Genomic DNA, 14,150 nt, shown 5'->3' on the forward strand with positions numbered 1-14,150 from the left:
AGCATGGCAACGGTCACGCTTAACAGTGTCGTCAAGCGCTTCGGCGTCTTCGAGGTCGTCCATGGCGCGAGCATCGACATCAAGGACGGCGAGTTCGTCGTCTTCGTCGGCCCCTCCGGCTGCGGAAAATCGACGCTGCTCAGGATGATCGCCGGGCTCGAGGACGTCAGCGGCGGCGAGATCGCCATCGGCGGCAAGGTGGTCAACGATGTCGAGCCGGCCGACCGCGGCATCGCCATGGTCTTCCAGTCCTACGCGCTCTATCCGCATATGAGCGTCGAACAGAACCTCTCTTTCGGCTTGCGCATGACCGGCAATCCAAAGGCCGACACCGAACGGCGGGTGACGCGGGCGGCCGAGATCCTGCGCATCAGCGAATTGATGGACAGGCGCCCGAAAAAACTCTCCGGCGGACAGCGCCAGCGCGTCGCCATCGGCCGCGCCATCGTGCGCGAACCGCAGGTGTTCCTGTTCGACGAGCCGCTCTCCAACCTCGACGCCGAATTGCGCGTCCAGATGCGCGTCGAGATCTCCCGGCTGCACAAGGAACTCGGCACGACAATGATCTATGTCACGCACGACCAGACCGAGGCGATGACGCTCGCCGACAGGATCGTCGTGATGCGCGCCGGCCATATCGAGCAGATCGGCCGGCCGCTCGATCTCTATGACAACCCCGACAATCAGTTCGTTGCGGGCTTTGTCGGGTCGCCGAAGATGAACTTCATCAAGGGCCGGGTTGTCGGGCACGATGCGGGTGGCGTCGTGGTCGATCTGGCGGGTCAGGAGAAGACCCGCATCACGCAACCGCTGACCGGCGCTGCACCCGAAATGGGCAGCCCAAAAATCGGCAGCAAGGTCATTGTCGGCGTGCGGCCCGAACATTTCGGCAATGCCGGAGAGGGCGACGCCGACCTTGTGGTTGCCATCGACGTGGTCGAGCACCTGGGCGGCACAAGTTTCCTCTACGCAAGAACGGCCAATGGTGACGACGTGGTGATCCAGCGCGACGCGACAAAGGTCCCCGACACATCAGAGATCACCGTTTCAATCCGCAAATCCTACCTGTTCGACGAAAAAGGACTGCGGCTGCGCTGACCGGCCGCCGTTTCCAGCCTTCAAGGAGAATGACAATGACCGCAACCACGCCCATTCGCTGGGGCATCCTCGGACCGGGCAGCATCGCCCAGTCCTTTGCCGGTGGCGTGGCCGATTCGCGCACCGGAAAGCTGGTCGCCATCGGTGCCCGCAATCCCGCCAAGCCTGGCCTCGCCGAGAGTTTCCCCCGCGCCCGCATCCTCGATGGCTACGATGCGCTGCTTGCTGATCCCGAAATCGATGCCGTCTACATTTCGATACCGCATCCCGGCCATGCGCAATGGGCGATCAAGGCGGCCGAGGCAGGAAAGCATGTGCTGTGCGAAAAGCCGCTGGCGCTGACCGCCTTCGAGGCCGACGCCATGATGCATGCCGCGCGCAAGGCCGGCACGTTTCTCGGCGAAGCCTTCATGTACCGGCTGCATCCGCAGACGCTGAAGCTGGTGGAACTGATCAGATCGGGCGTCATCGGCGAGATCAGAATGATCAAGTCGAGCTTTGGTTTTGCGATGCCGCGCTTCATGCCGGAGCACCGGCTCTACGCCAACGATCTCGCCGGCGGCGGCATTCTTGACGTCGGCGGCTATCCCGTCTCGATGGTGCGGTTGATTGCCGGCGCCGCGGCCGGAAAACCCTTCGCCGAGCCTGACAAGGTGGTCGGTACTGCCCATCTTGGCCAGTCCGGCGTCGACGAATGGGCCTCGGCGCTGCTGCAGTTCCCGGGTGGCATTGTCGCCGAAGCCTCCTGCAGCATCTCGCTCAACCAGGACAATGTTCTGCGCATCCTCGGCACCAAAGGCCGCATCGAAGTGCCGGACTTCTGGTTCGCCGGCGGCAACCGCGACGTTGGTCTCGGCCAGATCGACGTCATTGCATCCGATGGCACGCGCGAGACCATCAGCGTCAACGAGAAGCGCCATGTCTATTCCTTCGAGGTCGACGCAGCCGGTGAGGCCATCCGCGCCGGCGGCCAAGAATTCGCCTGGCCGGGCATGGCATGGGCGGAAAGCCTCGGCACGTTGCGCGTGCTGGACAAATGGCGGGCGGCCGCCGGCCTCGAATACGGGATCGAGAAGGCCCAGCAGCGTACCAACACCATCTCCGGCCGGCCTTTGCGATCGGGCGGCACGGCGATCGCCAAGCGCACGATCCCTGGCCTGTCGAAGCCGGCGTCGGTGCTGGCGCTCGGCTTTGAGGATTTCCGCACGTTTTCCTCAGGCTCGATCCTGCTCGATGCCTTTTTCGAGGCCGGCGGCAATCTCTTCGACACCGGTTACGTCTACGGTGGTGGTTATACCGAGAAGCTGCTTGGCGAGTGGTTGAAAAACCGTGGCGTGCGCGCGCAATCGGTGGTCATCGCCAAGGGCGCGCATTCACCGCTCTGCTATCCCGATGTGATCGGCAAGCAGCTCGACCAGTCGCTCGAACGCCTGCAGACCGACCATGTCGATGTCTACTTCATGCACCGCGACAATCCGGATGTGCCGGTCGGCGAATTCGTCGATGCGATGGATCGTGAGGTCAAGGCCGGCCGCATCCGCGGCCCGTTCGGCGGCTCGAACTGGACGATGGAACGCATGGATGAGGCGATCGCCTATGCCGAACGCACCGGCAAGCAAAAGCCCGGCGCGCTGTCCAACAATTTCTCGCTGGCTGAAATGCTGGAGCCGATCTGGGCAGGCTGCGTCACGTCCTCCACGGATGCATGGAAGGCCTGGCTGACATCCAGGCAGATGCCGAATTTCGCCTGGTCGAGCCAGGGGCGCGGCTTCTTCACCGATCGCGCAGGTCGGGACAAGCAAGACAATGAGGAACTGGTGCGGGTCTGGTACTCCGAGCGGAATTTCGGTCGCCGCGACCGGGCGATCGAACTTGCCGCGAGACTGGGCAAGAGCCCGATCCAAATTGCGCTGGCCTATGTGCTCGCTCAGCCCTTCCCATCCATCCCGCTGATCGGGCCACGCACGCTGGATGAGTTGGACGACAGCCTGCGCGCTCTCGACATCACGCTTTCGCAAGCCGATCTCGAATGGCTGGATGGCGGCAGTCTGCGCGCTGCCTAGCTGGCTGCCGGCTTAACGGTCGCGGCGTCAGGTCTCGTCATCAGGCGCCCTGACGCCACGCCTGGCCGGAGTCCGCAAATTGGCGTACATGCCTGTGGTGCGGAATTGGCTCGGCGTGATGCCGTAGCAGCGGCGGAAGACCTTTGAAAAGTAGTTCGCGTCCTCGAAGCCGCACAGGATAGCGACCTCCTTCACCGGCAGAAAATCCGCCTTGGTCAGCAGCTTCGCCGCGCGTTGCAGACGCTGCTGCAGCACGAACTCGGCAGGCGGCAAGCCTTCGCTTTCAGCAAAACAGCGTGAGAAATGGGCCCGGCTGAGGCCGCTGATCTGCACCAGATCCGCCACCGGCAGCGGCTTGTCGAGATTTGCGTTGATGTGATCGATGACCGGCTGCATAACGCTCTGTTTTTCGGCAAAGGCATGGGAGCCGAAGACATCGTCATAGAGCGCCATCGCAGCCTCGTAGGCTATCGCCGAAGCAGCGCCCGGCGAAGCGGCGCCTTTGATCAGGCGCAGGCTGCAATCGGCAAGATGATCGATCGTCGCCGGCTGCAGCCGAAATACAGGACCCGAGACGCTGAGGATCGACTTGTGAATGCGCAACGCCTCCTCGCCGTTCATCGAAATCCAGAAATACTCCCAGCGCTCGTCCTCAGCCAGCCAGTAGCGGTGGTTGTGCGGCACCAGCACCAGCAATGTGTCGTTCTTCTGCAGGCGGTAATTGCGGTTCTCGTAGCGCAGCCGGCCAGTCCCGCTGATCGTGTGCTGGAGCACGGTGAACGGCGTCTGGCCGCGCTTTCGCCCATCCCAGTCGTAGATCTCGTCCTCGCGCACTTCATAGCCCGTGCTCGTCGGCATGGCATGCAGGCGCTGGCGGCCGCGCGGCAGCGAGATCGTGCGCATGGACTGTCCGTTTTGTATCAAATCCTGCAGCACAAAATTACCCCCGAAAGCATAATCCTTCTCTGGTCGCGCTCGCGAATAAGCGCATAATCCCCGTCGAAAAGCGAGAGAGATCCGCAGTCGAGGAGCGGACGGGGAGGTTGGCGAGCCCGATTCCGGCTTGTCCTGCATACATGTCGGCATGTGGCTACAGCTTCCCATTGTCATTCCTTGCCTGCAATTCGAAGTGGAATGAGGTGCGGCTGATGAGTTTCAAAATCGCTATCATCGGCGCGGGCAGCGTCGGCTTCACCAAGAAATTGTTCACCGACATCCTGTGCGTGCCCGAATTCGAGGACATCGAATTCGCGCTGACCGATGTCAGCGAGCACAACCTTCAGATGATCAAGGCGATCCTCGACAAGATCGTCGAGGCAAACAGATTGCCGACCAGGGTGACGGCGACGACCGACCGCCGCCAGGCTCTCGAAGGCGCTCGCTACGTCATCAGCTGCGTGCGGGTCGGCGGTCTCGAAGCCTATGCCGACGATATCCGCATTCCCCTGAAATATGGCATCGACCAATGCGTCGGCGACACGATCTGTGCCGGCGGCATTCTCTATGGCCAGCGCAACATCCCGGTGATCCTGGATTTCTGCAAGGACATGCGCGAGGTCGCCGAGACGAACGTCAAGTTCCTGAACTACGCCAACCCGATGGCGATGAACACCTGGGCGGCGATCGAATACGGCAAGGTCGACACTGTTGGGCTCTGCCACGGCGTCCAGCACGGCGCCGAGCAGATCGCCGAGGTGCTTGGCGCCAAGTCCACGCAGGAGCTCGACTATGTCTGTTCCGGCATCAACCACCAGACCTGGTTCATCGGCCTGCGCCTGAACGGCCGCTCCATCGGCAAGGACGAACTGGTGGCTGCCTTCGAGGCGCATCCCGTCTATTCCAGGCAGGAGAAACTGCGCATCGATGTCCTGAAGCGCTTCGGCGTCTATTCGACCGAAAGCAACGGCCATCTTTCCGAATATCTGCCCTGGTACCGCAAACGTCCCGACGAGATCACGCGCTGGATCGATATGTCCGACTGGATCCATGGCGAGACTGGCGGCTATCTCCGTTACTCCACCGAAACCCGCAACTGGTTCGAGACGGAATATCCGCAGTTCCTCGAAGCGGCGTCCAAGCCGATCGACCGGGAGAAGCGCTCCAACGAGCATGCCAGCCACATATTGGAGGCGCTGGAGACCAACCGGGTCTATCGCGGCCACTTCAACGTCAAGAACAATGGCGTGATTACCAACCTGCCGCAGGACGCCATCATCGAGTCGCCGGGCTTCGTCGACCGTTTTGGCATCAACATGGCCGCCGGCATCACGTTGCCGGAAGCCTGCGCCGCCACCTGCATCGCTTCGATCAACGTCCAGCGCATGTCGGTGCATGCCGCGATATCAGGCGACATCGATCTTCTGAAGCTCGCCGTGCTGCATGACCCATTGGTCGGCGCGGTTTCGACGCCGGAGGAGGTCTGGCAGATGGTCGACGAAATGGTCGTCGCCCAGGCGGCTTGGCTGCCGCAATATGCCCATGCGGTTCCGGCCGCAAGGGAGCGGCTGTCGACATCTCAGGTGAAGACCCGCGAGTGGGCGGGCGCCGCACGGCGCAGCGTTCGCTCGATCGAGGAATTGCGCGCCGAAAAAGCCGCGCTGAAGCAAGCCGGCTGAGACGGGCCGGCTGAAAATTCATGCGGTGATGGTGGATCCATGGGAGGCGGATCCACTGCCACGAAGCCGTTTGAATTCGAGAAGAGGCGGAGCGGGTGCAAACGCTCCGGACAAACAAGAGGGAGAGAGACCGTGAGGAATTTACGCAATATCGGCCTTGCTGCCGGACTGACGCTGAGCGTCTCGGCACTCAGTGCTTACGCTTCCGAGCCGACGGTTCCGCCGGCGCCGACACCGTTTCCCGCCGAAGGCAAGATCAACTATGTCGCGCGAGACTCGATCCTGGAGTTCAAGCCGCTCCCCGAATATCACGAGCCCGACTGGGTCACCGAGAAATACGTCAAGACCGGCAAGCTGCCGCCGGTGAAAGACAGGCTGCCGAAAGATCCGCTGGTCTTCAAGACAGGCAACATGCAGGACGGCATCGGCGTCTATGGCGATACGATGCGCCACGTCATCGGCGGGCGGCCGGAAGGCTGGAACTACGGCGCCGGTCAGACGCAAGGCTGGGGCGGCATCGACATCGGCCTCTCCGAATGCCTGACGCGCACCGCCCCGCTGTTCCAGGTCGAGGCCAAGGACACCGAGCCGCTGCCGAACCTGGCCAGGAGCTGGGATTGGTCGAGCGATGGCCACAGGCTGACCATGCACCTCATCGAAGGAGCGAAGTGGTCGGACGGCGTGCCCTTCAATGCCGACGACGTCATGTTCTACTGGGACGACGAGGTGGTCGATCCTAACGTCTCGCCGCTGAACGGTGCGACGCCGGAAACCTTCGGCGTCGGCACGACGCTGAAGAAGATCGACGACTACACCGTCGAATGGACCTTCAAGGATGCCTTCCCGAAGCAGTACCTGTACGCCATGGCCTACGGCACCTTCTGTCCGGGCCCCGCGCACATCCTGAAGCCGCAGCATCCGAAATACTCGAAGAATACCTATGATCAGTTCAAAAATGCCTTCCCGCCGGAATTCATGAACATGCCGGTGATGGGTGGCTGGGTGCCGGTCGAATACCGGCCGGACGACATCATCGTCATGCGCCGCAATCCCTATTACTGGAAGGTCGACGAAAAGGGCAATCAACTGCCCTATCTCAACGAACTGCACTACAAGCTGTCGACCTGGGCCGACCGCGATGTCCAGGCGGTGGCCGGCGCGGCCGATTTTTCCAATTTGGAGCAGCCGGAAAACTTCGTCGCCTCGCTGAAGCGTGCGGCAGAGGCGAACGCGCCGGCCCGTCTTGCTTTCGGCCCGCGGCTCATCGGCTACAATCTGCGCTTTAATTTTTCCGCCAATGGCTGGGGCAATCCGGACGAACGCGGCCAGGCGATCCGCGAGTTGAACCGCAACGAGGATTTCCGCAAGGCCGTCACCATGGCGCTCGACCGCAAGGCGCTCGGCGACTCGCTGGTCAAGGGACCGTTCACCGCCATCTATCCCGGCGGCCTGTCGTCAGGAACCAGCTTCTACGACCGCGCTTCGACGGTCTACTACCCCTTCGACCTCGAGGGCGCCAAGGCCGAACTCGCCAAGGCCGGCCTCACGGATACGGACGGCGACGGCTTCGTGAATTTCCCTTCCGGCACCGCCGGCGGCAAGAATGTCGAGATCGTGATGCTGGTCAACAACGACTACACGACCGACAAGAGCCTTGCCGAAGGCGTCGTCGCCCAGATGGAAAAGCTCGGGCTTCGGGTCGTGCTCAACGGCCTCAACGGGACCCAACGCGACGCTTCGCAATATTCCGGCCGCTTCGATTGGCTGGTCCGTCGCAACGAACAGGAACTGACGTCGGTGGTGCAGAACACCGTGCAGCTTGCCCCGGTCGGTCCGCGCACCAGCTGGGACCATCGTGCGCCGGAGAACGGCGAGGTCGATGTGATGCCGTTCGAAAAGGACCTCGTCGACATCGTCAACAAGTTCGTCTCCACCCAGGACAATGACCAGCGCGCCAGCCTGATGAAACAATTCCAGAAGATCTCGACGGAGCACGTCTACAATGTCGGCCTGACGGAGTATCCCGGCGCGCTGATCGTCAACAAGCGTTTCTCGAACATCCCACAGGGCACGCCGATCTTCATGTTCAACTGGGCCGAGGATTCGATCATCCGCGAACGGGTCTTTGTCGCGGCCGACAAGCAGGCGAAATACGAATTGTTCCCGCAAGAACTGCCCGGCAAACCCGGAGAGAAGGGGCCGATGAATTAGGTTTACCTCCCTGACTGAGAGACCTCCGGCCGCGCCGCTGGCGCGGCCGGACAAACCAACCTCCGGACGCAACCAAGGGCGCGATCGGCGAGACGAGGAAACGAACCGTCCATGCTGCGATTCCTGCTCACGCGAATAGCGTCGGCAATCCCGGTCCTCGCCATTTTGAGCCTGGCCACATTTGCCATCATCCAGGCGCCGCCGGGCGATTATGCCGACTACATCCGCTCGCAGGCGATCAACCAGGGTGGAGCCTCCTTCGCCGAGGCCGACGCGCAGGCAAAGGCCTACCGCATCGAGCATGGTCTCGATAAGCCGCTTCCCCTCCAGTATCTCAACTGGATCGGCGGCATCGTCACCCGAGGCGATTTCGGCTACAGCCTCTATTACAACAAACCGGTCGCCGACGTGGTCGGCGAGCGCCTGCCGCGCACGCTTCTCCTGGCGCTGGTCTGCCATCTGCTGGCTTCGGTGCTGGGCATAACATTCGGCATATGGGCGGCGACCCGGCAATACACCTGGATCGACTCGGCGCTGTCGGCCATCTCCTTCCTCGGCATGACGGTGCCGCGCTTCCTGATGGCGTTGATCATCGTCTATCTCCTGGTCTTCCAATTCAACGTGTCGGAGATCGGCTCATTCTTCTCGCCGCAATATGGGGGCGCGCCGTGGTCGTGGGCCAAATTCGTCGATCTGGTCAAGCATGTCTGGCCGGTGGTGGCGATCGCGACTTTCGGCGGGCTCGCCTACAATATGCGCGTCATGCGCGGCAATCTGCTCGATACGCTGAACGCGCAATATGTCGAGACGGCAAGGGCCAAGGGGCTGACCGGCGCCGCCGTCGTCATGCGCCACGCCGTGCCTAACGCACTGCACCCGCTCATCATGTATCAGGGTGTGGTGCTGCCTTACATGTTGACCGGCGAAATCGAGACGGCGATCATCTTCGCGCTGCCGACTGTCGGCCCGGCGATCGTCGGCTCCATGGCTGTCGGCGATGTCTATGTCACCGCCACCTTCATGATGGTGCTGTCGGCGACGCTGATCGTCGGCAACATCATCGCCGACATGCTGCTCGTGCTGCTCGATCCGCGCGTGCGCCAGTTCGGGGAGCGCTGAGATGCTGGCGCGCGATCCATCCCCTCCACCGCTGCCGGCCGAAGGTCGCATCGTAGCCAAACCGGCGCGCGGTAACGAAAGCTACCTCGCCCTTGTCTGGCGCCGGCTGAAGCGCTCCTGGACCGGCATGGCCGGGCTCTGGCTCGTCGTGCTGCTGCTGGTGATGGCCGTGTTCGCCGAGTTCATCGCGCCAATGGACCCGAAGGTGACGGATGTCGGCTTCGCGCCTCCGCAGGTGCCTGTTTTCCATGACAGAGATGGCGGTTTCGTCGCGCGGCCGAGGGTCTATGCGCTGGCCGATTCGGCGGACCTCGATCCGGTCACTTTCCAGCCCGTCGTCGGTCCCGACTACGATCATCCAAGGCTGCTTGGTTTCTTCGTGCATGGCGCGCCTTACAAGCTCTTCGGGCTGTTGCCGGCGGACCGGCATCTGTTCGGCTCGCTGGACGGCCAGCCGGTGCATTTCCTGGGCACCGACAAGTTCGGCCGCGACGTGCTGTCGCGTGCCATCCATGGCTCGCGCGTCTCGCTAATGATCGCGCTGACGGTCGTCTTCATCATCACCGTCATCGGCACCACCGTCGGCATGGTCTCCGGCTATTTTGGCGGCAGGTTCGATGTCTGGATGCAGCGCTTCGTCGAACTGGTGCTCGCCTTCCCGCAGCTGCCGCTCTATCTGGCGCTGACGACGCTGATCCCGGTCACCGCTCCCACCAACGTCTTCCTCGCTTTCGTCATCATCGTCATGTCGGCCTTGGGTTGGGCGCAGATGTCTCGCGAGGTGCGCGGCAAGACTTTGGCGCTGGCGCGGATCGAGTATGTGCGCGCCGCCATGGCGGTCGGCGCCACCGACCGTCGCATCATCATGCAGCACATCTTTCCCAATGTGATGAGCCATGTGATTGTCGCCGTGACGCTGGCGATCCCGACGGTGGTGCTGCTCGAATCCTTCCTCGGTTTCCTCGGCTTCGCCGTCAAGCCGCCGCTGATCTCGTGGGGTCTGATGCTGCAGGACACCGCGACCTATTCCGTCATCGGCACCTATCCCTGGATCCTGTCGCCGGTCGGTTTCGTGCTCGTCACCGTCTTTGCCTTCAACGCGCTGGGCGATGGCCTGCGCGACGCTGTCGACCCTTATTGAGGTGCCTGAGATGTCCGTCGCGCTCGCCGAATCCTTCGCACCAACCGTCCGTCACGACCATGACGGACGCCGGGGCCAGCCGATCATCGACGCCCGCAACGTCGCCGTGGCCTTCAAGGTCGAGCATGGCGTCGTCGACGCGGTCAAGGACATCTCGTTTCAGCTCTATCGCGGCGAGACGATCGCCATCGTTGGCGAATCCGGTTCGGGCAAGTCGGTGACGGCGCGCACCGTCATGGGCCTTCTGTCGCGGCGCGCCACCGTGTCCCCCGGATCGAGCGTCTGCTATGACGGGCAAAACATCCTGAAATTTCCCGAGAGCGCCCGGCGCAAGCTGCGCGGCAACCGCATCTCGATGATCTTCCAGGAGCCGATGAGCTCGCTCAACCCGATCTATACGGTCGGCAGCCAGATCGTCGAGGCGATCCGGGTGCATCGCAAAGTCAGCCGCAAGCAGGCCTGGGCGCGCGCACTGGAACTTCTGCAGCATGTGCAGATTCCCGATCCCGCCGCGCGGCTCAAGCAATACCCGCACCAGCTATCGGGCGGGCAACGCCAGCGGGTGATGATCGCCATGGCGCTGGCCAACAATCCCGATGTGCTGATCGCCGATGAGCCGACCACAGCGCTCGATGTCACCGTCCAGGCGCAGATCCTGAACCTGATCCGCAGCCTGCAAAAAGAGCTGCGCATGGCGGTGATCCTGATCACCCACGACCTGACCGTGGTGCGCCAGTTCTCCGACTACGTTTATGTCATGCAGCATGGCGAAATGTGCGAGCACAACGTCACCGAACGGCTGTTCGCCAATCCACAGCACCCCTATACGAGACGGCTGCTGGCTTCCGAGCCGCATGGGCAGCCGAAGCCGCTGCCGGAGGGCTGCGGCATCATTCTCGAAGCCAGCGGCGTGCGCGTCTCATTCATGCTGCGCCACGGCACCTTCCTGAAACCGGACTGGCGAGAGCTGGTCGCCGTCGACGATCTCGGCCTGAAACTCTGTCGCCATGAGACGCTGGGGCTGGTCGGCGAATCCGGCTCCGGCAAGACCACCTTCGGCCAGGCCTTGCTCCGGTTGATCGACGCCAAGCGCGGCGAGATCCATTTCGACGGCAAGCCGATCCATGGCCTATCGCGTGCCGAGATGCAGCCGCTGCGCTCGCGCATGCAGATCGTCTTCCAGGATCCGTTCTCCTCGCTCAACCCGCGCATGACGATCGGCCAGATCATCGAGGAAGGGCTGATCGTCAACAGCATAGGGGCGACGCGGCGCGAGCGGGTCGAACGGGTGCGCGACGCGCTGGTCAGCGCCGGCATGCCGGGCGATATACTGTCGCGGTTTCCGCATGAATTCTCCGGCGGCCAGCGGCAGCGCATCGCCATCGCTCGCGCCATAGCGCTCGAACCCGAATTCATCCTGCTCGACGAGCCGACATCGGCGCTCGACCTCTCCGTCCAGGCGCAGATTGTCGACCTCCTGCGCAAGCTGCAGGACGAGCGCGGCCTCAGCTACCTCTTCATCTCGCACGACCTCAAGGTGGTGCGCGCACTGTGCCACCGCGTCATCGTCATGCAGAACGGCAAGATCGTCGAGCAGGGCCCCGTCGACGACGTCCTGTCCAATCCCAAGACCGCCTACACCGAACGGCTCGTCAGGGCCGCTTTCGACGTGGCCTGAACATATGCCGGAGGTTAGCATGGCAAGAAGTCCCAAGATCACGTTCATCGGCGCCGGCTCGACGGTGTTCATGAAGAACATTGTCGGCGACGTGCTGCAGCGCCCGTCGCTTTCCGGCGCGACGATCGCGCTGATGGACATCAATCCGCAACGGCTGGAAGAGAGCGCCATTGTCGTCAACAAGCTGATCGCGACGTTGGGCGTCAAGGCGAAGACCGAGACCCATTCGGACCAGCGCAAGGCGCTGGCCGACGCCGATTTCGTCGTCGTCGCCTTCCAGATCGGCGGCTATGAGCCCTGCACGGTCACCGACTTCGAGGTGCCGAAGAAATACGGCCTGCGCCAGACGATCGCCGACACGCTGGGCGTCGGCGGCATCATGCGCGGTTTGAGAACCGTGCCACATCTTTGGAAGGTCTGCGAAGATATGCTCGCCGTCTGCCCGCAGGCGATCATGCTGCAATATGTCAACCCGATGGCGATCAACACCTGGGCGATAGCGGAGAAATACCCTGACATCAGGCAGGTCGGTCTCTGCCATTCGGTGCAGGGTACGGCAATGGAGCTGGCGCACGATCTCGACCTTCCGTACGAAGAGATCCGCTATCGCTCGGCCGGCATCAACCACATGGCGTTCTATCTGAAGTTCGAGCATCGCCAGCCGGACGGTTCCTACCGCGACCTTTATCCCGATCTCGTGCGCGCCTATCGCGAAGGCCGCGCGCCCAAGCCCGGCTGGAATCCGCGCTGTCCCAACAAGGTGCGCTACGAGATGCTGACCCGGCTCGGCTATTTCGTCACCGAGAGCTCGGAACATTTCGCCGAATACACGCCCTATTTCATCAAGGAAGGCCGCCCGGACCTGATCGAGAAGTACGGCATCCCGCTGGACGAATATCCCAAGCGCTGCATCGAGCAGATCGAGCGCTGGAAGGGGCAGGCGGAAGCCTATCGCTCGGCCGACCGCATCGAGGTCGAGCAGTCCCGGGAATATGCCTCCTCGATCATGAATTCTGTCTGGACCGGCGAACCTTCGGTGATCTACGGCAACGTCCGCAACAATGGCTGCATCACCTCGCTGCCCAGGGACTGTGCCGCCGAAGTGCCGTGCCTAGTCGATGCCTCCGGCATCCAGCCGACCTATATCGGCGAGCTGCCGCCGCAATTGACCGCGCTGATCCGCACCAACATCAACGTGCAGGAACTGACGGTGCGGGCGCTGATGACGGAGAACCGCGAGCACATCTACCATGCGGCGATGATGGATCCGCATACTGCGGCCGAACTCGATCTCGATCAGATCTGGTCACTGGTCGACGATCTCCTCGCCGCCCACGGCGACTGGCTGCCAGCCTGGGCGCGTGTGAGGCGCAAGATCGAAGCCGCCTGACGACCTATTTCGGATCGTCGGGGTCCGTTTCTTCCTCGTCGTCGCGGGCCTTGATGACATAGGCGCCCTTCAGCCAGCGGTTGAGGTCGATGTCCTTGCAGCGCGTCGAGCAGAACGGAAAGGTGTCGCGCGCCGAGGGCTTGCCGCATTCGGGGCAGGGGCGCTTCGGGCGCAAGGGTGTGACCTTGGAGTCGGAATTCACAGCCGGGGTCCCGCCAGCCAGCCGCCATGCACCTTGAAGCCCTCGCCGCTCAACAGCGCCACGGTCTCATAGAGCGGCAGCCCGACGATATTGGTGTAGGAACCGACCAGCTTGACGACGAAGGCACCAGCGAGGCCCTGGACGGCGTAACCACCCGCTTTGCCGCGCCATTCGCCCGACGCGACATAGGCGTCGATCTCCTCGCGCGGCAGCCGCTTGAAGCGCACCCGCGTCTCGACCAGCCGCTGACGCAGCTTGCCGCCCGGGGTGATCAGGCAGATGCCGGAATAGACCCGGTGCGAACGGCCCGACAACAGCCCGAGGCAGTTGGCGGCGTCGTCGAGGGTTTCTGCCTTGGGCAGGATGCGCCGCCCGACGGCGACGACCGTATCCGCGGCCAGCACGAAGCCCGGCGCGTAGTCGGCTTCGGTTTTCAGCGACGCGAACGCCTTCTCGGCCTTTTCCTTCGACAGCCGCTTGGCCAGCGAGCGCGGATGCTCTGCACGCAGCGGCGTTTCGTCGACATCGGCCGGCAGCACGCGGTCCGGCTCGATGCCGGCCTGCTGCAAGAGCTCGATTCGGCGCGGCGAACCCGAGGCAAGCACCAGCTTCTGCAAAATGCTCATCGCGGAC

General features: G+C 62.8%; 11 protein-coding genes. 8 read left to right on the forward strand and 3 right to left on the reverse strand.

Annotated features, from left to right (window positions below):
- Window positions 1–3 precede the first annotated feature (3 nt).
- Both NKJ00_RS27105 and NKJ00_RS27110 read left to right on the forward strand, forming a co-directional pair.
- On the forward strand, window positions 4–1,098 hold the full coding sequence (locus NKJ00_RS27105; RefSeq protein ID WP_352611466.1) for an ABC transporter ATP-binding protein: 1,095 nt from the start codon (window positions 4–6) through the stop codon (window positions 1,096–1,098).
- 35 nt (window positions 1,099–1,133) lie between these two features.
- Entirely contained in the window at window positions 1,134–3,161 is a 2,028-nt protein-coding gene (locus tag NKJ00_RS27110; RefSeq protein ID WP_352611467.1) for an aldo/keto reductase, read from the forward strand.
- Window positions 3,162–3,188: 27 nt separating this feature from the next.
- On the opposite strand, the gene NKJ00_RS27115 is transcribed toward NKJ00_RS27110, so the two are convergent.
- Window positions 3,189–4,097, reverse strand: a complete 909-nt coding sequence (locus NKJ00_RS27115) for an AraC family transcriptional regulator (RefSeq protein WP_352441087.1) — start codon at window positions 4,095–4,097, stop codon at window positions 3,189–3,191.
- Between the two features lie 212 nt (window positions 4,098–4,309).
- Between NKJ00_RS27115 and NKJ00_RS27120 the strand changes: the two genes are divergently transcribed.
- The 6 genes from NKJ00_RS27120 to NKJ00_RS27145 all read left to right on the forward strand — a co-directional run bounded on the left by NKJ00_RS27120 (window position 4,310) and on the right by NKJ00_RS27145 (window position 13,315).
- Window positions 4,310–5,776 carry an alpha-glucosidase/alpha-galactosidase gene (locus tag NKJ00_RS27120; RefSeq protein WP_352441086.1) on the forward strand — a complete coding sequence of 489 codons (1,467 nt, stop codon included), beginning with the start codon at window positions 4,310–4,312 and terminating at the stop codon, window positions 5,774–5,776.
- 132 nt (window positions 5,777–5,908) lie between these two features.
- Entirely contained in the window at window positions 5,909–7,987 is a 2,079-nt protein-coding gene (locus NKJ00_RS27125) for an ABC transporter substrate-binding protein (RefSeq protein ID WP_128302684.1), read from the forward strand.
- 111 nt (window positions 7,988–8,098) lie between these two features.
- Window positions 8,099–9,106, forward strand: coding sequence for an ABC transporter permease (locus tag NKJ00_RS27130; protein ID WP_127296635.1), 1,008 nt, complete (start codon window positions 8,099–8,101; stop codon window positions 9,104–9,106).
- A 1-nt stretch (window position 9,107) separates the two neighbouring features.
- A complete protein-coding gene (locus NKJ00_RS27135; protein WP_128302683.1) occupies window positions 9,108–10,247 on the forward strand; it encodes an ABC transporter permease in 1,140 nt (379 codons plus the stop codon).
- 10 nt (window positions 10,248–10,257) lie between these two features.
- Complete coding sequence (locus tag NKJ00_RS27140; RefSeq protein WP_352631979.1) at window positions 10,258–11,925, forward strand: ABC transporter ATP-binding protein; 1,668 nt, start codon at window positions 10,258–10,260, stop codon at window positions 11,923–11,925.
- 19 nt (window positions 11,926–11,944) lie between these two features.
- Window positions 11,945–13,315, forward strand: a complete 1,371-nt coding sequence (locus NKJ00_RS27145; protein WP_128302681.1) for an alpha-glucosidase/alpha-galactosidase — start codon at window positions 11,945–11,947, stop codon at window positions 13,313–13,315.
- A 4-nt stretch (window positions 13,316–13,319) separates the two neighbouring features.
- Here the strand turns inward: NKJ00_RS27145 and yacG are convergent, their stop codons facing one another.
- Together yacG and NKJ00_RS27155 are read right to left on the reverse strand one after the other, a co-directional pair.
- Window positions 13,320–13,517 carry a DNA gyrase inhibitor YacG gene (gene yacG / locus NKJ00_RS27150; RefSeq protein ID WP_128302680.1) on the reverse strand — a complete coding sequence of 66 codons (198 nt, stop codon included), beginning with the start codon at window positions 13,515–13,517 and terminating at the stop codon, window positions 13,320–13,322.
- Window positions 13,514–14,143, reverse strand: a complete 630-nt coding sequence (locus NKJ00_RS27155) for a Maf-like protein (protein ID WP_128302679.1) — start codon at window positions 14,141–14,143, stop codon at window positions 13,514–13,516. The genes yacG and NKJ00_RS27155 overlap by 4 nt, the downstream gene beginning before the upstream one ends.
- Window positions 14,144–14,150: the final 7 nt, after the last annotated feature.

Source organism: Mesorhizobium sp. M0227, assembly GCF_040321855.1.
GTDB lineage: Bacteria > Pseudomonadota > Alphaproteobacteria > Rhizobiales > Rhizobiaceae > Mesorhizobium.